Origin of the sequence: Ralstonia sp. UBA689, from assembly GCF_002298975.1 — a bacterium.
Lineage (GTDB): Bacteria > Pseudomonadota > Gammaproteobacteria > Burkholderiales > Burkholderiaceae > Ralstonia.
Map to the genome: position 1 here is coordinate 1 of NZ_DBMV01000016.1, position 21,260 is coordinate 21,260.

The window sequence follows — 21,260 nt, forward strand, 5'->3', positions numbered from 1 at the left end:
CCTTGAATTTGTGTAACCGGGCGGAGACGGGGAAAACTCGCTGCGCTCAGACAGTTCCCCGTCTTTGTTCCGCCCGCTTACACAAATTCAAGGCGCCATCTAGGGCAGGAACGTCAACGGCCGAACCGTTGGTGTGCGTGCCCTGGTGGCTCTTGTTTGTTTCTGTTGTTGCTCGCTTTGCTTCGCGCCGTGCTGCTGTTTCCTACTGCACTCGTGGTCGATGGTTTGGCCGTTGGAGCCCTAGATGGCGCCTTGAATTTCTGTTGCAGGGAGGAAAAAGGAAGGGAAACTGTCTGAGCGAAGCGAGTTTTTCCCTTCCCCTCCCTGCGACATAAATTCAAGGAGTCTTTCGCCATCTCGGGCGCGCCTTTCTTTTGCTTACTTTTCTTTGGCAAGACAAAGAAAAGTGAGTCAGCCCCGGCAGGGGATGAAACAAGGGACGGACCATCAACAAAAAATCCACCCCTAAACAGCAGCAACTCAGAACCCCACCGGCGTCGGAGCACTCCCTTCCTTCCCATAATTCAACCAGGCATCCGCAAGCTGGGCATGCAATTCCTCATTGGAACTCGCCGCCATGCCAAGGTTGCGCAACATCCCATCCTTCACGCCGTAAATCCAACCGTGAACAGTCAGCGGCTGCCCGCGATCCCACGCGTCCTGCACGATCGTCGTCAGGCACACGTTGTTGACCTGGTGGATCACGTTCAACTCACACAGCCGATCATGCTGATCCTGCTCGCGGATCACCGTGCCGAGGTAGGTGTCATGCTGCTCGGCCACGTCACGCACGTGACGAATCCAGTTGTCTGCCAGCCCGAAGCGCTGCTTGGTCAGCGCGGCCTTCACGCCCGAGCAGCCGTAGTGGCCCACCACCGTGATGTGCCGAATCTTCAGCACTTCCACCGCAAACTGCAGCACTGAAAGACAGTTCAAATCCGAGTGCACCACCACGTTCGCGATATTGCGGTGGACGAACACCTCGCCCGGCGGCAGTCCGATGATCTGGTTAGCAGGCACGCGCGAGTCCGAGCAGCCGATCCACAGGTATTCGGGGTTCTGCTGGTTGGCCAGGTTCGAGAAGAATTCGGGGTCTTCGGCGTTGACGCGCTCGACCCACTTACGGTTGTTCTCGAAGAGTTCTTTGATGCGATGTGGCATGTGATCCCGTCTTGATGATGTTGTTAGGCGGCGGCGCGCTGCAGCGTTGTCGTGATGTGTTCGGCTGCAGTCCCCTGCGCGCTTTCGCCGTATCGGTTGACGAAGCGTTCGCTTGCGTCATACGCGTAGAAATCGTGAGTCTGCCCGGACTGCAGGCGCTCTTTGTGCGCCTGCCACATGGCCGGGTCGAAAAAGTCCGCATGGTGTTTGAGGAAGGCCTCGCGCACGCGCGGGTCGCCCAGCAGGAAGGTGCCGTAGGTCTCTGGAAAGATGTCGTGCGGGCCGACGTTGTACCAGACCTCGCCGGACATCTCTTCCTCTTCGGTGCGCGCTTGCGGCACATGGCGGATATTGCAGTCGGTCAGGTATTCGATCTCGTCGTAGTCGTAGAAGACCACGCGGCCGTGGCGTGTCACCCCGAAGTTCTTGTACAGCATGTCGCCCGGGAAGATGTTCGCGGCGATGAGTTCCTTGATGGCGTTGCCGTATTCGACGATGCCGTGCTCGACCTGCGCATCCGTGCCTTCCTGCAGCCAGATGTTCAGCGGCGTCATGCGGCGCTCGATGTAGACGTGGCGGATGACGATCTCTTCCGCGCCGTCGTCGCCGCGCTGGTATTCGACCATCGACGGGGCGTGCTTCTCCAACTCCTTGATCAGCGCGTCGTCAAAGCGCGAGAGCGGGAAGGCCACGTCGGAATACTCCAGGGTATCGGCCATGCGGCCCACGCGGTCGTGCCGCTTCACAAGCTGGTACTTGCTCTTGATGATCTCGCGCGTGGTTTCCTTCGGCGGCGGGAAGTAGTCCTTGATCACCTTGAAGACGTAGGGGTACGACGGCAGCGTGAACACCAGCATCACCAGCCCCTTGATGCCGGGCGCGATGATGAACTTGTCCGACGAGTGCTGCTGGTGGTGGAGAAAATCCCGATAAAACAGGTTCTTGCCCTGCTTCTGCAGGCCCAGCGAGGTGTAGATCTCGGCGCGTGGCTTGCGCGGCATCAGGTCACGCAGGAAGGTCACGTAGGCGGACGGAATCTCCATGTCCACCATGAAATACGAGTGCGTGAACGAGAACAGGATCATCAACTGTTCCGGGCGCAGCAGCATGGTGTCCAGCCGCAGTTGGCCGTGCGCATTGCGCATGATCGGCACCGCCAGCGGGAACGTCCTGTCGCCGTTGATCACGCGCCCGATGATGTACGCCGCCGTGTTGCGGAAGAACAGCGACGACAGCACGTGGATCTGGAAATTGGGCGCGATGCGGAAGTCGCCAAAGTGCTCTTCCACGGAGCGCATCAGGTAACCGATATCGCGGTCCAGGTCTTCGAACGGCGCGTCGAGCTGGAAGTTGTGCACGATGCGCTCGAAGCAGTTGGCCATGCCCTCGTGCGTGCCGGGATAGTAGGCGCGGTAGGTCGGTTTGGTGGGCGATTCTTCGTTCTCGATGTATTCCGTCGAGATGGCTGGCCGCACGAAGATGAAATCGTTGTTGAAGTACGAGCGATGCAGGATGCGCGTGCACACCGAGTTGAAGAAGGTCTCGGCCAGTTCCGGCTGGTGATGGTTGGTCAACAGGCCGATGTAGTGCAGCTTGATCTGGCGCCAGATTTCGTCGTCGATGTTCTCGGCATCGTATTCATCCTCCAGGATGACGGAGGCCTCGCGCACGCGCTCGTCGTAGTAGGCGATACGGTCGCGCTGCAACTGCTGTAGGCCCGCCCAGTTCCCGGTCTCGAAGGCAGCCTTGGCCTGTACGCTCACCTCGCGGAACAAGCGATAGTGCTTGTCGAAGCCGTCGAGCATCGTGCGGGCGACGTCATAGGCGATCTGCGAGGAGAGGAGCTTGGGGAAATGGGACATGGGCGTGCGCGGGCAGAGTGGGGAGCGGCAAACCAGGGAGACCTAGATTGTATGGCCTCCGCTACCGCGTTCGCGTCCTGAAACCGTTCCGCCTCCTTATCCATTTGGCCGATGGCCTCGTGCCATCGGCCTGACAGTGCCTCACCGGCCCACGCCTGCCTTACATCGTTTCTGCGTACAACTCCCGGCCGATCAGCATGCGGCGGATTTCCGACGTGCCGGCGCCAATTTCGTACAACTTGGCGTCGCGCCACAGGCGGCCAACCGGGAATTCGTTGATGTAACCGTTGCCGCCCAGGATCTGGATCGCCTCGCCGGCCATCCAGGTGGCCTTTTCGGCGGTGTAGAGGATCACGCCGGCGCAGTCCTTGCGCACCTGGCGCACATGGTCGCGGCCCAGCGAATCGAGGTTCTTGCCGACGGTGTACAGGTATGCACGGCACGCCTGCAGCGTGGTGTACATGTCGGCCATCTTGCCCTGGATGAGCTGGAATTCGCCAATGCTCTGGCCGAACTGCTTGCGGTCGTGAATGTACGGCGTGACCACGTCCATGCAGGCCTGCATGATGCCGATCGGGCCGCCAGAGAGCACCGCGCGCTCGTAGTCCAGCCCGCTCATCAGCACCTTCGTGCCGCCGTTTTCCTGGCCGAGGATGTTCTCTACCGGCACTTCCACGTTCTCGAACACCAGCTCACCCGTGTGGGAGCCGCGCATGCCGAGCTTGTCCAGCTTTTGCGCCACCGAGAAGCCCTTCATGCCCTTCTCGACGATGAATGCCGTCATGCCGCGCGCGCCCAGTTCGGGTTCGGTCTTGGCATAGACGACCAGCACGTCGCAGTCCGGGCCGTTGGTGATCCACATCTTGGTGCCGTTGAGCACGTAGCGATCGCCCTTGAGTTCAGCGCGCAGCTTCATGCTGACGACGTCCGAGCCGGCATTCGGCTCGCTCATCGCCAGGGCGCCCACCCATTCGCCAGATACCAGCTTGGGCAAGTACTTGGCCTTCTGGGCCGGCGTGCCGTTGCGGTGGATCTGGTTCACGCACAGGTTTGAGTGCGCGCCATACGACAGGCCGACCGAGGCCGATGCACGGCTGATCTCCTCCATGGCGATCATGTGCGCCAGGTAGCCCATGTTGGCGCCGCCGTATTCCTCCGCCACTGTGATGCCGAGTACACCCAGTTCGCCCATCTTGCGCCACGCGTCCATCGGGAATTGGTCGGTGCGGTCGATTTCTCCCGCACGCGGTGCCAGCTCGCCCTGCGCCCAGTCGCGCACGGCCGAACGCAGCATCTCGATGTCTTCGCCCAAGTCGAATTTCAGGCCGGGCAGTTCAATCATGGTGGGTCTCCTTGGGCGCGGCTCAAGCCGCTGGTGTTTCTGGTAAGTGGTCTGGCGTTGCGAAGTAAGTGCGCGTCGCTTGTGGCAGGCGCACCGACGCCGGAAGGTGCTGCGTATTTTATTGACGTTTACGTAAACGTCAACTAGGTAGGTTTGCGGAATCAGGCCGCCTTGCGCCGCTTGGGCGGCTTGGCGCTGCTTGCACGCGCCTCGTCCAGCAGGTGACGGCATTGGCGCTCGTGCTGGTCGATCTCGGCCAACTGTGCATTCAGGTCGTCCAGTTGCTGCGTGAGCACCGCACGGTGCTGCGCCAGCGATGCCAGGAAGCGTTCCAGTTGCGGCACGGTATCGCGCGGCGATTCGTACAGGTCCAGGATTTCCTTGATCTCGCCCAGCGACAGGCCGAGCCGCTTGCCGCGCAAGGTCAGCTTCAGGCGCGTGCGTTCGCGGGCGGAATACACGCGGCGGCGCCCGCCCGGGCCCTGGCGGTCTGGCGCGAGCAAGCCCTGGTCCTCATAAAAGCGGATGGCGCGCGGTGTGATGTCGAATTCGCGTGCGAGATCGGTGATGGTGAAGCTGGCATCGTCGTGCGTGCCGGCATCGCCGAGTTCGATATCGGCGCCAAGCTCAGCGGCGGCAGACGGGGAAGAAGCAGACATACGGCGGGTGATCCTGTGATGGCGGGTGCACGCGGCGGCCCCATCGGTCACATGAGGTTTTCGCTTAAGATGGAAGGCCAGCGGCGAATTGACGTTTACGTTAGCGTCAAAGGCGTCAGACCGCAATCCACGAAGACTGCCCTTCAACGGCGGCGACCGAGACCACACCCATGAACGCGCTCGAACACCAACTCGACTATCCCTTTGGCGACACGCTGCCCGAAGGCGGCACGCGTCACGAAGTTGCCCCCGGCATCTACTGGCTGCGCATGCCGCTGCCCTTCGCGCTGGACCACATCAACCTCTGGCTGCTGCGCGATCACCAAGACGGGCAGGACGGCTGGACCATCGTCGACTGCGGCATCAACCACGAGGCCATCCGCGCGCACTGGGAAACCATCTTCGCCAACCACCTCGACGGTCTGCCGGTGTTGCGCGTGCTGGTCACGCACTGCCACCCGGACCACGTCGGCCTTGCCAATTGGCTCTGCGAAGGCGGCGATGCCAACCGCTGGAACGTGCGCCTGTGGATGAGCCTGGGCGACTACGCCTTCGCCCGCATGCTGGTGGGCGGCACCGGCGCCTCGAACGCGGGCGGCGAATTTGCCGCGCGCCACTTTGCCAAACACGGCCTGACGGACGAAGATTCCATCGAGCGCATCCGCAACCGTAAGGATTACTACAGCACCCTCGTGCCGGGCGTGCCCAGCCAGTACCGCCGCCTGATGGATGGCAACGTCGTCGCCATCGGCAAACACAACTGGCGCGTCATCACCGGCTTCGGCCATGCGCCCGAGCACATCGCGCTCTACAGCGCAGATGCCAATGTGCTGATTTCCGGCGATATGGTCCTGCCGCGCATCTCCACCAACGTGAGCGTGTTCGACCTCGAGCCCGAGGCCGATCCGCTCACGCTGTATCTCGATTCGCTCACCAAGTACGAGCCGCTGCCGCAAGACGTGCTGATCCTGCCGTCGCACGGGCGGCCGTTCCGCGGGCTGCATACGCGCATCCAACAACTGCGCGATCACCACGTCGATCGCCTGGCCGACACGATGGCTGCGTGCAAGGCCGCGCCGCAGTCCGCGCGCGACATCGTCAACGTCATCTTCAAGCGCCAGTTTGATGTGCACCAGATGACCTTCGCGATGGGCGAGGCGCTGGCGCATCTGCACGCGCTGTGGCATCGCGGCGAACTGGTGTGCGAAACCTGCGCAGACGGTATCGTTCGATTTCACGCCGCAACCTGACCCAAGACCAGGAGCCCAAGATGACAGACCAGCAGGCCGACCAGCACGACGTGCTCGACGACAGCGCCGCCGTCTTGCCGTTCCCCGCCAATACGCCGACGGCGCCGTACTACGCGGTGATCTTTTCATCCACGCGCACCGACGGCGACAACGGCTATGGCGCCATGGCCGATCGCATGGTCGAGCTGGCGCGCGACATGCCGGGCTTTTTGGGCATCGAGTCCGTGCGCGATGAACTGGCGGGCGAGCAGGGGCGGCCGGGCATTACCGTGTCGTACTGGTCGTCGCTGGAGGCCATCCGCGAATGGAAGAACCAGGTGGAGCATCTGGCCGCGCAGAAGATGGGGCGTGAGAAGTGGTATGCGACGTACCATCTGCGCATTGCCAAGGTGGAATACGACTACGGGTTCATTCGCTAGGCGCCGCGGCGTCGCCTGACGAGGCCAACCCACTTTCAGACAGTTCTCATTCGCTCGTTCGCTGCTCGCCACAATAATTTGAGCCAATTCATTACAAATTGTTGAGCGTGCGATGTTCGAGCGAACCCGGCCGCATCGTGACCGGGCAGTCGCGTCGCCACGGTCGCCACTTTTTTCTTTTTCCCCAATCTTCCTGCTGGTGCTCGCGGCGATGTCGCCTGGCACCTCGCTTGCTGCCGAACAGAAGGGCGCCGATCGGCAAAGCGTGACCACGGGCGACCGGCAGGTGACCTTCGACGCCGATGCCCTGCGCGCGCGCGGCATCGACCCGGCGCTTGCCGCGTACTTCAGTCAATCCGCCCGTTTTTCTCCAGGCGCGCAACGCGTCAAGCTGTTCGTCAACGACGAGCCGCGCGGTAACGTGACCGCCCGCTTCGACGACAAGGGCCAGCTTTGCGTGGATCGCGGGCTGCTCGAACGCGGCGGGCTCGTTGTGCCCAAAGCGCTGCAAGGCGACGCCGTCCCCGGCTGCTACGACTACCGCCAGGACGTGCCGCAAGCCGAGATTGCGCTTGAGCCCGGCGAGAACATGGTGCGTATCGTGGTGCCGCAGGAGGCGCTTCAGCCGCGCGGCACGTCGCTCGGCGCGTATGCCACGGGCGGAACCGCTGGCGTGCTCAACTACAACCTGCTGGGTACAACCAGCCGAACTGGCGGTACGAGCAGCAACTTCCTGTACGGCGACGGCGAAATCGGCCTGAACTCGGGCGATTGGATCATCCGCAGCCGCCACAGCTATACCTCGCAAGATGGCAAAGGCAAGGCCAGCCATCTGTACACCTACGCGCAGAAGACCTTCGCTGAACAGAAGGCGATGGTGCAGGCTGGGCAGATCAACGTCACGAGCAGCCTGCTGCCAGTACCGCCCATCACAGGGGTGCAGTACGCGCCGGATATGGCATTGGTGCCGCAGGCAGGTGGGCCATCGTTCGATGGCATAGCCAATAACCAGTCGCGTGTGGACGTTCGCCAGATGGGCGTGCTGATCTACTCGACCGTGGTGCCGGCGGGGCCGTTCACGTTATCGGGTCTGCCGCTCGTCAGCGCGTCGGCAGATCTGGACGTCACGCTGACCGAAAACAACGGCGCCCAGCGCCGCTATACCATGCCGGCCGCCTCGCTGCGCCAGGCTGCGACGCCACCGCAGGGGCTGACGGTGGCGGTGGGCAAGGTGCGCGACGTAGGCAATGCGGGCATCGACACGCCGCTTCTGGTCACCGCAACCAAGGGGTGGAACGTGACCGAGCGCCACACCGTGACGGCTGGAGGGCTGGTGACCAACGGCTATCAGGCGGTCGGCGGTGGCCTGGGCTCGATGGTGTCGAGAAACATCACGACCAGCCTGCAGGCGATCGCGTCGAACGCCCAGCGCGAGGGCGTTCGCGGCGTCAGCATGGCCGCCTCGGTCAACGTCAAGCTGGCGGAGAACTGGTCGGCCGGCGCGACGATCACGCAACAGACCGAAGGCTACCGCGCCGTTTCCGATACGCTGACCACGCCACAGTCCGGCGTCTTGACGCGCTTCCGCAGCCAGTACACCGCGTCGACGACCTGGCAGAGCGCGCTATTCGGCGGCATTACCGCATCGTATTCGCGCGGCGATGCCTACAACGGCCCGATCACGCAGTACGCCTCGCTGAGCTGGAGCCGCATGTTCGGCAGGGCGACCCTCTCGGTCAACCTTGAGAAAGACCTCGGCAATACCAGCCCATCGACGCTGCGCTCGGCGAGCCAGAACGGCGTCCGCTTCTATGCGATGCTCAGCATGCCGCTGGGGAAGGCATTCACGCAGGCATACGCCACCAACTCGGGCGGCAACGTGCGCTTTGGTGCAGGCGTTTCGCAAACGGTGAACGAGGCCGTCAGCTATACCGCCCGCGCCGAGACCAACCCCAGTGGCAACGGCCCCAACGTCAATGGCGCGCTGTCGCTTACGCCGCGCTACACGCAGGCGATGCTCACGTACGCGCAGGCCGGGTCGAATACGTCGTCATATTCCGGCCAATTGCAGGGCGGGGTGGTCATTTCGAGCGCGGGGGTGACGCTCTCGCCGTACCAGGTGGGCGACACGTTCGGCATCGTGCAGATCGGCGATGTCTCGGGTGTGCGTGTCAGCACGCCGCAGGGCACGGTCTGGACGGACGCTGGCGGGCGCGCGGTCATTCCAACGTTGATGCCCTTCAAGCAATCGCGCGTCGAGTTGCTCACCAAGAGCCTGCCGCGCAATGTCGATATCAGCAACGGCATCGAATACGTCGATGCCGGTCGCGGTTCAGTCAACTTCGTGGAGTTTGGCGTCAGCAAAGTGCGGCGTCTGCTGCTGCGCGTGACCTACGCAGGTGGCGAGCTTCTGCCGGCCGCGTTGCCGGTGCTGGGCGCGGACGATCAGTACGTCACCACTTCGGTGGGCGACGGCGTGGTGTTCCTGGACGACATTCCCAAGGCGGACATCCACGTCAAGTTGCCCGACGGCGACACCTGCAGCATCGCGTACACGCCGCCTGAAAAAATGGATACGAACCGCCCCTTTGATGTCGCGACGGGGGTCTGCAAATCCTGATGAGACAAACACCATGAAGCACATTCGACACGTTGTCCTTCCGTGGCTGCTTGGCGCGGCCTGCGTGGTCTACGGTACCGCAGCATCGGCTGCGGACTGCACCACGCTGTTCTCCGATGCCACGGTGGATTTCGGCATGATGCGTCCCGGTACCGGCAAAGACGCCGGCCAGATCCGACCCAGCGCCGCCCGGCGCATCTACACGGCCACCTGCAAGGCGCCTACGCAGATGAACCTTGTGTTTCGCGCCACCGCCGCCGGTGCTGAGGGCTTACTCCAGTTCGGTCATGCTGGAACCTACAGCGTGCGCGTTCTGGATGCGCGGCTTGACGGCACGCCGGTCCAGCTTGCACGGCTGTCCACCGTCGGTCTGCCGCCCAGCGAGGCGCCCACCGCAGAACTCGTACTCAAGCCCAACGACATCGTCGCGCCGGTCAACGGCCAGCAACTGCTGACCGGCACGCGTCTGGACGTCACGCTTCAGGTATCGGTCAACGTTCCGGCCGACGCGGTACGGATTGCCCAGCAGGTCACGCTCAACGCTGCGAGCCAGATCACGCTTGAGGTTCGTTAAGCACGTCTAACGCACTTCGTGCTTTTTCAAGCGCTTCCTAAGTGGATTCCGAAACATTCTGCACAACGTTTCGGAACTTTCTCATTCGTCCACTCGCGGTCGATCTCCATACTTGAACGCAAGACTGCGCGATCACGAAAGACCGCACCCCAATTTCAAGATAGGAGGTTCCATGAAGCCGATGCAATCGAAGATGACCCGCACCCTGCTCGCCGCACTGCTTGTGTCCGCCGGGCTGACGGCGCACGCCGCCGGCATGCTGCCCGAGTCCACCGTGGTACTGATCAACGAGGCGGATGGTGAGGCCTCCATGGTGGTCTCCAATACTGACGCAGCCCCCTCGCTGTTGTACTCCAAGATCGAAGCGGTGGAAGAGGACGCCAACCCGCCCGTGATACTGACTCCGCCCGTGGCGCGCGTTGATCCGTCCAAGAAGCAAACGGTGCGTTTCATGCTCACCAATACCGAGCCGCTGACGGTCGAGCGCTATGCGCGCGTGACCTTCGACGGCATCCCCGAGAAGAAGGGCGACGGCAAGAATACTGTCACGCTCACTGTGCGCCAGAACCTGCCGATCGTGATCCGCCCGCAGTCGTTGCCCGAAGACAAGGAGCCGTGGAAGCGCCTGACGTGGTCGACCAACGGCGATACGGTTACCGTGACCAACGACAGCCCATACGTGGTCCGCATGGATCAGAGCGTCAAGCTGCTGCCCGGTGATGTGGAGGGCAATGTGCCCAAATCGTATCTGGTGCCGGGCGGCAAGGCCGCTATCAAGCTCAGGGTGGGCAAGGATGGCAACGCGGTCGAGCACAACTTCAAGACGGTGCAGTTCACGCCTTTCACGGCTTACGGCTACGCGGCTGCGCCGTATCAGGCCGAACTGGGCACCACCTCGGCGATGCCGGTGGCAGCGCAGTAACCCGACACACACATCACGCAGCATGGGCCGCGCTACGTATGAAGCGCGGCTCTTTTTTTGGGGGCGCGTGGGTCAGTGATTCAGTGCTGAACGGCCTGGCCGGCAGCAGTTGGAAACGCTGCAACAGCGCGTGAATTTGGGAGTGTTCCGATGGAGGTGTGTCGGCTGTCTTCACAAAATGGAGTCAAGTCTGGATTACCGCAGTTCAACAATCTCAGACGACTCCAACCGATTGATTTGAGGAAAACCATGCAAATTCAAACCTTGCCAAAGGCCTGGATGGTCGCCGCTTTTGGCAGCCTGTTTGCCGTAAGCGCATTGTCCGCTTTCGCACAGGACACGGCTGATCTGGCCGTGAAGGGCACCATCGTTCCGGCGGCGTGCTCTGCCAGCTTTACGGGTGGCGATACGGTGGATTTCGGCACCATCAAAGTGATCGACCTCCCGGCTGACGATTACCACTTTCTCGGCGAAAAGACGACCGCGCTGAATGTGGACTGTGCGGCGAAGAAACAAGTGACGTTCAGCATCACGGATTCACAAGCTGGCACCGAAATTACGAACGCGAAGATGTATACGGCGCTGGGCAATGCGACCCTCTCCGCTCGACACATCCTTGGGTTGGGTACGGTGTCCGTGGATTCCAAGGCCGTCAATTTGGGCAGCTACAGCATTAGCAGCTCTAGTCGCGAGGTGGATGGGCAGGTTGGAACCAACATGCACTCGAGTGATGAAGGCCTGACCTGGGGCTCCGGGACAACGTTCCTAACCAAAGACCGAGTGTTTAGCGTGGGTGATGGAAAGGTTCTGGCTACAGGCAAAAGCTTCAAATTCCCGCTCAAGATCAATGCAGCATTGAACCTCGGCTCTGAACTGCAGGTGGCACAAGACACCAGAATCAATGGTGAGGCCGTGTTCAGCATCAAGTACGAGTAAGCGTTGCGAGCCTTGGAACGCATCAATAGATCGAAGCAGCGGAAGAAGGCCCCAACCCGCTCGTGATACTGACAGCTGTCGATCGTGACGCGTATGCGATGCCACTCTTTTCCGCGACCGCGTCGGCGAATGGCTAAGTGACACGGCCGGGTTGGTAGTAGTCGCAAACGCAACAACAGTGTGTGAGTTTGGGAGTGTTCCGATGGAGGTGTGTCGGCTGTCTTCACAAAATGGAGTCAAGTCTGGATTACCGCAGTTCAACAGTCTCAGGCGACTCCAACCGATTGATTTGAGGAAAACCATGCAAATTCAAACCTTGCCAAAGGCCTTGATGGTCGCCGCTTTTGGCAGCCTGTTTGCCGTAGGCGCATTGTCCGCTTTCGCACAGGACACGGCTGATCTGGCCGTGAAGGGCACCATCGTTCCGACGGCGTGCTCGGCCAGCTTTTCGGGGGGGGATACGGTGGATTTCGGCACCATTAAGGTCGCGGACCTGCTCGACAGCAGCTATCACTCGCTGGGCCTCAAGATCACCAATCTGCACGTGCAGTGCAGCAGTGACAAAGCCGTCCACATCCAGGTTAGCGACGTGCAGAGCGGTACCGCGATTACCGATAAGGACATGGTGGCGCTGTTCCAAATGGATCCGCAGATTGGCGAAGTCAATATGTTCGGGCTAGGGAGCACCACTGTGGATGGTAAAAGTATCCATCTTGGTAGCTACACCATCCGCAGCATGAACCGCTCAGTTGACGGCCTCACTTTGAACCCGATCTACTCGGACGACGACGGCGTGACCTGGGTCGGGGATAACGCGCACATGCTTGCGGCCAAGCCGAGCCGACTCAATTCCCTTGGGAGAGCACAGGACACCCTCACTCCGGTTGCGGGGAAAGAATTCATTTTCCCGCTGCAGATCAACGCGGCGCTGAACCACGGTGCGCGCCTGCAGGTTGCACAAGACGTAAAACTCAATGGACAGGCCGTGTTCACCATCAACTACGAGTGAGCCGCGCGAGCTTCCGAACACAATCATATTTGAGGACACTATGAACCAATACATGATCGCCAAGGCCGCTGCGGTGGTCGTACTGGGCGCCGCGTTAGCAGCGCCTGTCGCCGCCGCCAACAGCAGCGGAACGCTCAACGCCACGCTCAACGTCACTGGCACCTTGAGCCCGGGTGCGTGCAACGTCAGCTTTGTCGGTGGCAGCGATATCGACTACAGCAACATCACGAGTAACAGCCTGTCGGCCACCAATTACACCGCCCTGGCGGAGCACAGCAAGGATCTGCAGGTGGCGTGCGGTGCCAACACCAACGCCTACGTGAGCGTGCAGGACAACCGCAGCACGAGCGCCATTCGTGCCGCCGCCATGAAGACAGCGCTGGGCAACGCATCGCTGGCGGATACGCAGGTGTTCGGCCTGGGCACGAGCGGCACGGCCAGCGTTGGCGCCTACACCATCAGCATGGGCCCGGCATCGGTGGTGACGGCATTTGGCGGTACAGCGACCACGCAACCCGCTGTGCTGTCGTCGGCGGACAAGACCACGTGGACGGCCTCGACCACGCCGGTGGCGCTGACCAGCGGTGGTGCGCAGTACTACTCGGCGGGCCCGTCGGGTACGAACCCGACGCCGGTGGCGGCACGCACCTGGACGTTCCCGCTGTCGGTGGTGGCGGCGCTGAACAACACCACGGACCTGCCGGTCAAGGAGGATGTGCCGTTGGATGGTTCGGCGACCTTCACGGTGTCGTACCAGTAAGCTGCACGAGTTGAGGGGCGAGCTGCTCCCCGCCTGCACCCAATGAATAGGCCGCCTTCACAAGAGGCGGCCTTTTTTGCGTATACGGTGCTTGGATGATGTGGTTCCAGTCGCGACAGCAAGGCCTGCGCAGACGGCTGGAAGCCGGTCAACCAGCGCTCTAGCGCAGCGTCTTTGCAAACTGGCCGAGGTAACGTACGCCTTCGATGGCGCGGCTGCCGTACCACGACACCATCTCGCCATCGACCAGATAGACGGGCTTGCCGATCTGCTTCTCCAGCGCATCGGCGTGGTCTTCGGTAAAGCTGTAAGGCTCAGTGGAAAGCAGTACGCAGTCGATGCTGCGCACCACCTCGTCGCTCCAGCGGAAGGTGGGGTAGCGCGTATCGTGGCGGTTGGGTCGGGCACAGTCACCGCTCTTTTCGGCGCCGCATTGCACGGGCGCTGGGTCTTCCGGCCACGTGTGGCAGTTGACGAGCTTGAGCATGCGCGAGATGTACGTGTCACGCGACACCGTCATCCACGGGTCTTGCCAGATGACATACAGCACGCGGTGCGGCAGGAAGTGGCGGCCGCGCAGGGCGTCCAGTTCTTGCGTGAGCGCGTCGGCCAACTTCTGCGCCTGCGCCTCGCGACGGAAGATGCCGCCCAGCAGTTGGTACAGCGCAAGGTTGTCTTCCGGCGCGCACGGGTGCGTCACGATGACGTTGGGGATAAACGTGCGCAGCTTGTCGGCCGTCTCGCGCGTGTTCTCATCGATGTTGACGATGACGTGCGTGGGCGCCAGTTCGCGCAATTTGTCGAGCTTAACGGTCTTGGTGCCGCCCACCTTGGGCACGTTGCGCACCGCTTCGCGCGGGTGGATGCAGAAGCCGGTGCGGGCGACCAGTTGCTCGCCCAGATCGAGCGAGAACAGCAGGTCGGTGATGGAGGGCACAAGGCTGGCGATGCGCGGCGTGGTGCTAACGGGGGCGTGCGCCTGGCCGAGCGCGTCTGTGTACGTCATCAGGAAATCTCGGGTTTGCGGGGCTTGCGCGGTGCTCGCGCAAAGGCCAGGTCATACAGCCAGCGCGGCAGCACGTGCAGCAGCTTGGCCACGATGCCCATCTGCCACGGCAGCACGGTGAAGCGCACGCCGCGGTCGATGGCGAGCACTGCCTTCTGCGCGAAGCGGTCCACGGGCATCAGGAAGGGCATCGGATACGGGTTGTGGTCGGTCATCGGCGTGCGGATGTAGCCGGGGGCGATCGTCACCACGCGCAAGCCGCGCGGGCCGAACTCCACGCGCAGGCTCTCCAGCAACTTGATCACCGCCGATTTGGAGGCGCTGTACGCCGCCGCGCCCGGCAGCCCGCGCACGCCCGCCACGCTGGCGATGCCGACCAGCGTGCCGCCCCATCCACCTGATGTGCCGGGTTTGGCGCGTGCGAGCATCGGCTGCACGAAGGGCTGGAAGGTGTTGAGCACGCCCATCCAGTTGGTCTCCATGACGCGGGCGAACGCCGTCAGATCACCGGGTTCGCGCAGGTCAGTACCTTCCGAGATGCCGGCGTTGGCGATGACCACGTCAGGCAATCCAGCCGCCGCGATGAAGGCCTCGGCCGCTTCGCGCATCGATTCAGCGCTGCGCACGTCGGCGGCGTAGCAGTGGACGCAGGTGCCGGCCGGCAGTGTCTGCACGAAGTCGTCGAGCACCTCAACGCGCCGCGCGACCAGCCCGATCGTGGCGCCTTGGGCGGCGTACTGGCGCGCCAGTGCTTGGCCAATGCCGCTCGATGCGCCGGTGATGAAGACGGTTTGGCTCATGTCCGATGTCCTGTGGATGGAAAGATGGTCGACGCACAAAAAACGCCCGCACGGAGGCGGGCGTCGGCGGTAGTGTCACGCTCGAGGCCAGGGCCTTGGGCGCGGTAATCCGTCACATCTTGTGGTCGCGCACCTGCTGGACGAGGTAGTCGAGCGTTTGAATGGCACCGACGTTGCCGCCTGCATCGGCAGGTGAGGTGGTGTACTTACCCTGCACCACCACGGTCGGCACGCCTTCGATCTTGTACTGGTCAGCCAGTTGCGCGGCGCGTTTGGTATTGGTGCTCACCCCGAAACCGTTGTAGGCATCGAGGAAGGCCTTGCGGTCCACGCCGTTGGCGGCCATGAAGTCGGCAATCTGGTCCGGCTCCGACATCGACCGGTAGTTCTTATGCAGTTGGTCGAACACACGATCGTGCAGCGTGCGGCCGCTGGCGTCCGTGGCATCGAGCTTGCCCAGGGCTTCCAGCGCGTAATAGATGCGGGTGTGCGGTTCGAGCTTGGCGTTGAAGGCCACCGGCACGCGCTTGATCACCACGTCCTTGCCTTGCTTGGCCACCCAGGCCGTCCAGCTATTTTCGAAGTCGTAGCAGTGTGGGCAGCCGTACCAGAAGAACTCCGTGACCTCGATCTTGCCTGCGGGCACCGGTTGCGGCGCTTGCAGCACTTTGTATTCCTTGCCTGCCGTGGGCGCGGCCTGAGCGGGCACGGTCATCAGGAGGCCGGCGCCGGTAGCGAGGGCGATCAGGAAAGCAGTGAGTTTTTTCATGGCGGAATCTATGCGAAATAGACGCGAATTAGACGGGTAAGCGGGAAAAACCGGGAAATCGAACTCAGAGTGGCACCCGACGGGGGGCCAGCGTAACCGAATCTCAGGTTTCTGACCGATCGCAGCCCGCCGGGTTCAGACGGGCTGCGTGATTTCGTATCACTGGCGGGCGAAGCGGATGACCGACGATTCCACGCCCGCGGCCTGCAAGCGGCCGCGCACGGCAGTCATCTCATCCAGCGAGTTGTACGGTCCCATGCGCACGCGGTACATGGTGGCGCCGTTGACTTCCCGCTGCGTCACCTTGGCTTCGAAGCCTTGCATGGCGAGGTTGCCCTTCTGGCGCTCGGCGTCATCAGCCGATTTGTAAGCACCCACTTGCAGGAAGTAGCCCGTCTTGGCGGCATCCTGGCGGGCGATTTCAGCGATCGGATCGGCCACCGGCTTCTCATTGTTGGCCACGGCTGGTGGCGTGGCCGGCTTGGGCGGGCGCGCGGCGGGCGTGCTGGCCGGCGGCGTGGTTGCGCTAGGCTGGGCCGGTCGGACGGTGACGCCCGGCGGTGGGTTGTTCGCTTCGGGCGGTTGGTCAACCGGCTTGGCCGGCACACGGCTCCACAGCGGCGCGTTCGGGTCGGCCGGCGGGGCGCTGGCCTGCGGCGCGGTCTGCGCGGGCGTCGGCAGCGTGTTGACCACGTTGCCCGGTTCGCTCGGCTTGGGTTGCGCGCCGTTGCGCGCCACGAACGGTACCGGCGCCTTGGTGATGTACACCGCTACCACCACCGCGATCGCCAAGCCGACGATCAGGCCGAGCACCAGACCCAGAAACGTGCCGCCCCGTTGCGAGCGGGCACGGGAAGATTGCGTATTGCGTGCCATGTCCATCCTTCAAGATGCGCCAGATTATAAGAGCGCTGTGAGGCTTTACATCTTTTGCGGAGCCGAGACGCCGATCACCGCCAGGCCGTTGCGCAGCACCTGGCGCGTGGCGGCCAGCAGTGCAAGGCGGGCGCGCTTGACGGCCTCGTCGTCGACGAGCACGCGGTCGGCGTTGTAGAAGGCGTGGAAGTCGCCGGCCAGGTCGCGCAGATAGAAGGCCACGGCGTGCGGGGCGAGTTCACGTGCGGCATCGGCCAGCATGTCGGGGAAGGCGGCCAGGCGCTGCACCAGGGCGATGGCCTGCGGGCTGGCGTCTGGGCCGGTCACGGCAGCCAGTTCGGCGCTGGTGAGCGAGGCAGCATCGCCACCCTCACGCTGCACCCATTGCTCGAAAACCGAGCAGATGCGCGCGTGGGCATACTGCACGTAGTACACCGGGTTCTCGTCGCTCTGCTTGAGTGCAAGGTCCACGTCGAAGACGAACTCGGTATCGGCCTTGCGCGACAGCAGGAAGAAGCGCACGGCGTCACGGCCGCGCGTGAAGCGGGCGGGCCAGTTCGGCTCGCCGGCTTCCACGCAGGTGCGGATGGTGTCGACGCCGGCTTCCGATTCGGCGTCGCCGTTGCTCCATTCGATCAGGTCGCGCACGGTCACGTAGGAGCCGGCGCGCTTGGAAATCTTGACCTCGGCGCCGTCCTTCATCACCGTGACCATCTTGTGCAGGACGTAATCCGGATAGCCCTTGGGAATGCCGATGTTCAGGCCCTGCAGGCCGGCGCGCACGCGGGCGATGGTGCCGTGGTGGTCGCTGCCCTGCACGTTGATGACCTGCGTGAAGCCACGCCCCCACTTGGTGGTGTGGTACGCAACGTCGGGCACGAAGTAGGTGTAGCTGCCGTCGGACTTGCGCATGACGCGGTCCTTGTCGTCGCCGTCGTCGGTCGTGCGCAGCCACAGCGCGCCTTCCTGCTCGTAGGTCTTGCCGGCGGCCACAAGCGCGTCCACCGTCTGCTGCACCTTGCCCTCGGTGTACAGCGACGACTCGAGGTAATAGCGGTCGAACTTCACGCCGAAGGCTTGCAGATCGATGTCCTGCTCGTTGCGCAGATAGGTGACGGCAAAGCGGCGGATGGCCTCGATGTTCTCCACGTCGCCAGCGCCCGTCACGGGTTCACCATCGGAGGCGCGCACGGTCTTGCCGGCCAGGTAGTCGGCGGCGATGTCGGCGATGTAGTCGCCGTTGTAGGCGGCTTCGGGCCAGTTGGCCTCGCCGGGCTTGAAGCCGTGCGCGCGGGCCTGAACGGAGACCGCCAGGTTGTGGATCTGCACGCCTGCGTCGTTGTAGTAGAACTCGCGGTGGACGGTGTGGCCCTGCCAGTCGAGCAGGCTCGCCAGCGCATCGCCCAGCGCGGCCTGGCGGCCGTGGCCGACGTGCAGCGGGCCGGTCGGGTTGGCCGAGACGAATTCCACCAGCACCGGTGCGCCGTCATGCGTGTTGGCGGCACCGTAGCGGTCGCCCTCGGCGAACACGGCGGCAATCACGTCGGTACGCGCGGTGGGCGACAGGCGCAGGTTGATGAAGCCGGGGCCGGCGATCTCGACGGCGGCCACCAGGCGTTGGCCGCGCGCATCGGCGCGGATGGCATCGGCGATCTTGCCGGCCAGCTCGCGCGGGTTGGTGCCCAGCGGCTTGGCAAGCTGCAACGCGACGTTGCAGGCGATGTCGCCGTGCGCGGCCTGCTTCGGGCGCTCCAGGACGATCTCCGGTCGGTTCTGCCCATCGGGCAGCAGGGAGCCGACGGCGTCGGACAGCAATTGGGCGATCGTCTGTTTGTGGGAGGGCAGCATAGAGAAACCATGACGCGGGCAGTGCTGAAACGGATTGAAATCCAGCTCCGGCGCGGCCAGTTGCGTTGTTCGGGGAAAAGTACGAAATTTTATCAGGTGAGCCGCGGTCTTAGCCGTATTCGGCCCCCGCCGTGGCAATCTGCGGCCCCCACCCAACCAAGGGAACCACGAAACCATGATCACCTTTACTTCGCACGCTTCGCAAAAGTTCTCCATGCAGAAGGACCTCGCCATGGTGCTGCTGGGCGTGATCGGCAAGACGCTGGGCGAGCGCGGCGTCATCACGCCCGAAGAGATGCCACACGCCATCGAGCGCCTCAAGCTTGCCATCAAGGACGACACGCATCAGGCACACATCAAGGTGGCTGAACTGACGCCTCAGGCCGATGAGGACAGCGAGGAGGAGCCGCCGCATCTCGGCCAGCGCGCTTACCCGCTGCTGCACATGCTGGAAGAGTCGCTGGCCGAAGAGGCCAACGTGCTCTGGGGCGTCTGAGAACAGGTTCTGCTCGCCACGAGAAAAAAATGCCCGGCCGCCGCAAGGGTGGTCCGGGCATCCGGCCACAAGGGCCGGGAGCGGGGGAGAGGGGCTGGCGCGTTGGCCAGTATCCTGTCTTCCTGCGTTTGCGTGATCGGCCACGCAGCATGTCGGACAACGCATCCACGTGCGCGCCTTCTACGGCCGGAATCAATCGCCCCACGCATCGGCAGTCCGCTTGCCAGATTTAGGTAGCAAGTCACAGGCCGCGAAAGCGGTTGCCGGTGTCGATTTCCCCGTCGGCGGTGTGCCGAGCACATGGCTTACCGCGCGGGTGCGCCCCAGGTGTTGCCGGGGCGTCCAGGGGGTATCATGCGAATTGCTAAAAAATCACACATAACGCGCACCGTGTCGGGCGGCCTGACGCGTTTGATGCATTTCACATGGGTCTGCATGCCATGCGGTCATCCTTGCGCTCCACTCTGCTGCTCGCCGGCGGCATTCTGCTGACGCTCGGGGTGCTGATTGCCTCGGAGACGGGCAACGTCCGCCTGAGCCAGGGCTACCGGCAGGTGATCCAGTCGCAGCAGGCGGAAACCGCCATCAACGAACTGCTCGCCGAGCTCGTCAACGCCGAAGCGGGGCAGCGCGGCTTCCTACTGACGGGCAAGGATGAATACCTCGATCCGTACAACAAGGCCATCCCGCATATCCATGCATTGATGGCGGAAATTCGCGACCACTACGCCAACGATCCCGAGGCGCTCAAGCTGTTCTCGGAGACGGCGCTGCAGGTCAGCCGCAAGCTCACCGAGATGGAGCTGACGCTCATCTACGGCAAGCGTGACCTGGAAGTGGCGCTTGACCTCGTGCGCACCGATTTCGGCAAGGCCTCGATGGAGGCGGTGCGGCAGGGCCTGGATCGGCTGCGCCAGCGCGAGATTGCTACCGTGGCCCGCAGCCTGGAGCACGCCGAGCGCGATCTGGCGCTTTCGCGCTATGGCATTGCGCTCATCACGGCGGTCAATATCATCCTGCTGGTGGTGCTGGGCATGCAGCACGCCAGGCGCCTCGCAGTCACCGAGCAGGAGCGCGACAAGGCGGAAGAAGAAAGCCAGAAGCTCGATCGCATGGTGCGCGAACGCACGCGGCAGCTTTCCGACCTGGCCGCCCACTTGCAGCGCGTGACCGAAGACGAGAAGACGCGACTGGCGCGCGAGCTGCATGATGAGCTGGGGGCCATTCTGACCGCCACCAAGATGGATCTGCATTGGCTGCGCTCGCGCATGCACAGCACCGACCCCGTTGTGAGCGAGAAGATCACGCGCGTGATGTCGCATGTGGATCAGGGCATCCAGATCAAGCGCCGCCTGATCGAAGACCTGCGCCCGACCATCCTGCTCAACCTGGGCCTGGTCGAAGCGCTCTCGCAACTGACTGAAGACGTCGGCACGCGCAATGGATGGCATACCGAAATCAGCCTGCCTGACGAGATGCCCAAGCTGACCGACGATGCCGCCATCGCGCTCTATCGCATCGTGCAGGAATCGCTCACCAATGCGTCGAAGTATGCGCATGCGACCACCGTATCGGTGGCACTCGATGCGAACGAGGAGGGTGTGCGCTTGCGTGTGCGCGACAACGGCCGGGGCTTCCCCGCCGACATCGAACGTCGCCGCATGGTGGGGCACCACGGCCTGCTGGGCATGGAGCAGCGCGCCATCGCGCTGGGCGGCACGCTGACCATCGACTCGATGCCTGGTGGCGGGGTGACCATCATCGTCGAGCTGCCGCCGAGCAAAGCGGTGTTCGGTGAAGCAGGGCCCGGCGGTGAACCGGCGGGCCTGCCGACCCTGCCCGGCGGTGTTGCGCCGGCCTCCGGCAACGGAGGCGCGACGGTCTGAGCCGCCGCCTCATATCATGGCCACATAAACAAAAAGCCCCGAGGCGGTAATGCCGTTCAGTTAAG

The 21,260-nt window shown here is 63.1% G+C and carries 19 protein-coding genes; 10 read left to right on the forward strand and 9 right to left on the reverse strand.

Annotated features, from left to right (window positions below; all coding sequences use genetic code 11):
- Positions 1-480: 480 nt before the first annotated feature.
- From can to B4F51_RS07545, 4 genes are all read right to left on the reverse strand, one after another.
- Positions 481-1,161: a carbonate dehydratase gene (gene can / locus B4F51_RS07530; protein ID WP_296224475.1), complete on the reverse strand. Its 681-nt coding sequence runs from the start codon at positions 1,159-1,161 to the stop codon at positions 481-483.
- A gap of 23 nt (positions 1,162-1,184) precedes the next feature.
- Positions 1,185-3,023 (reverse strand): bifunctional isocitrate dehydrogenase kinase/phosphatase, encoded by a 1,839-nt coding sequence (gene aceK / locus B4F51_RS07535; protein ID WP_296224476.1) that lies wholly within the window; start codon positions 3,021-3,023, stop codon positions 1,185-1,187.
- Positions 3,024-3,183: 160 nt separating this feature from the next.
- Positions 3,184-4,365, reverse strand: coding sequence for an isovaleryl-CoA dehydrogenase (locus B4F51_RS07540; protein WP_296224477.1), 1,182 nt, complete (start codon positions 4,363-4,365; stop codon positions 3,184-3,186).
- Positions 4,366-4,526: 161 nt separating this feature from the next.
- Complete coding sequence (locus B4F51_RS07545) at positions 4,527-5,024, reverse strand: MerR family transcriptional regulator (protein ID WP_296224478.1); 498 nt, start codon at positions 5,022-5,024, stop codon at positions 4,527-4,529.
- Positions 5,025-5,194: 170 nt separating this feature from the next.
- On the opposite strand from B4F51_RS07545, the gene B4F51_RS07550 reads away from it, so the two are divergent.
- The 8 genes from B4F51_RS07550 to B4F51_RS07585 all read left to right on the forward strand — a co-directional run bounded on the left by B4F51_RS07550 (position 5,195) and on the right by B4F51_RS07585 (position 13,514).
- The gene (locus tag B4F51_RS07550; protein WP_296224479.1) at positions 5,195-6,274 is read left to right on the forward strand and encodes an MBL fold metallo-hydrolase; all 1,080 of its coding nucleotides are present in this window, start codon (positions 5,195-5,197) and stop codon (positions 6,272-6,274) included.
- A 20-nt stretch (positions 6,275-6,294) separates the two neighbouring features.
- Complete coding sequence (locus B4F51_RS07555) at positions 6,295-6,693, forward strand: antibiotic biosynthesis monooxygenase family protein (protein ID WP_296224480.1); 399 nt, start codon at positions 6,295-6,297, stop codon at positions 6,691-6,693.
- A 211-nt stretch (positions 6,694-6,904) separates the two neighbouring features.
- On the forward strand, positions 6,905-9,313 hold the full coding sequence (locus B4F51_RS07560; protein WP_296224481.1) for a fimbria/pilus outer membrane usher protein: 2,409 nt from the start codon (positions 6,905-6,907) through the stop codon (positions 9,311-9,313).
- 13 nt (positions 9,314-9,326) lie between these two features.
- Complete coding sequence (locus B4F51_RS07565; RefSeq protein ID WP_296224482.1) at positions 9,327-9,887, forward strand: hypothetical protein; 561 nt, start codon at positions 9,327-9,329, stop codon at positions 9,885-9,887.
- 172 nt (positions 9,888-10,059) lie between these two features.
- Complete coding sequence (locus B4F51_RS07570; RefSeq protein WP_296224483.1) at positions 10,060-10,809, forward strand: fimbria/pilus chaperone family protein; 750 nt, start codon at positions 10,060-10,062, stop codon at positions 10,807-10,809.
- Between the two features lie 249 nt (positions 10,810-11,058).
- Positions 11,059-11,745, forward strand: a complete 687-nt coding sequence (locus B4F51_RS07575) for a DUF1120 domain-containing protein (RefSeq protein ID WP_296224484.1) — start codon at positions 11,059-11,061, stop codon at positions 11,743-11,745.
- 301 nt (positions 11,746-12,046) lie between these two features.
- Positions 12,047-12,754 carry a DUF1120 domain-containing protein gene (locus B4F51_RS07580; RefSeq protein WP_296224485.1) on the forward strand — a complete coding sequence of 236 codons (708 nt, stop codon included), beginning with the start codon at positions 12,047-12,049 and terminating at the stop codon, positions 12,752-12,754.
- A gap of 40 nt (positions 12,755-12,794) precedes the next feature.
- Positions 12,795-13,514 carry a DUF1120 domain-containing protein gene (locus B4F51_RS07585; protein ID WP_296224486.1) on the forward strand — a complete coding sequence of 240 codons (720 nt, stop codon included), beginning with the start codon at positions 12,795-12,797 and terminating at the stop codon, positions 13,512-13,514.
- A gap of 160 nt (positions 13,515-13,674) precedes the next feature.
- Here the strand turns inward: B4F51_RS07585 and B4F51_RS07590 are convergent, their stop codons facing one another.
- The 5 genes from B4F51_RS07590 to argS form a co-directional block, all read right to left on the reverse strand.
- On the reverse strand, positions 13,675-14,520 hold the full coding sequence (locus tag B4F51_RS07590) for a helical backbone metal receptor (RefSeq protein ID WP_296224487.1): 846 nt from the start codon (positions 14,518-14,520) through the stop codon (positions 13,675-13,677).
- Entirely contained in the window at positions 14,520-15,320 is an 801-nt protein-coding gene (locus tag B4F51_RS07595) for an SDR family oxidoreductase (protein ID WP_296224488.1), read from the reverse strand. The genes B4F51_RS07590 and B4F51_RS07595 overlap by 1 nt, the downstream gene beginning before the upstream one ends.
- A 112-nt stretch (positions 15,321-15,432) precedes the next feature.
- Entirely contained in the window at positions 15,433-16,089 is a 657-nt protein-coding gene (locus B4F51_RS07600; protein ID WP_296224489.1) for a thiol:disulfide interchange protein DsbA/DsbL, read from the reverse strand.
- A gap of 159 nt (positions 16,090-16,248) precedes the next feature.
- Positions 16,249-16,965, reverse strand: coding sequence for an SPOR domain-containing protein (locus tag B4F51_RS07605; protein ID WP_296224490.1), 717 nt, complete (start codon positions 16,963-16,965; stop codon positions 16,249-16,251).
- Between the two features lie 45 nt (positions 16,966-17,010).
- On the reverse strand, positions 17,011-18,813 hold the full coding sequence (argS, locus tag B4F51_RS07610) for an arginine--tRNA ligase (protein ID WP_296224491.1): 1,803 nt from the start codon (positions 18,811-18,813) through the stop codon (positions 17,011-17,013).
- 175 nt (positions 18,814-18,988) lie between these two features.
- Here argS and B4F51_RS07615 point away from each other — a divergent pair, with 175 nt between their 5' ends.
- Entirely contained in the window at positions 18,989-19,309 is a 321-nt protein-coding gene (locus tag B4F51_RS07615; protein ID WP_296224492.1) for a DUF1840 domain-containing protein, read from the forward strand.
- Between the two features lie 440 nt (positions 19,310-19,749).
- A complete protein-coding gene (locus B4F51_RS07620; protein ID WP_296224493.1) occupies positions 19,750-21,195 on the forward strand; it encodes a CHASE3 domain-containing protein in 1,446 nt (481 codons plus the stop codon).
- Positions 21,196-21,260 lie beyond the last annotated feature (65 nt).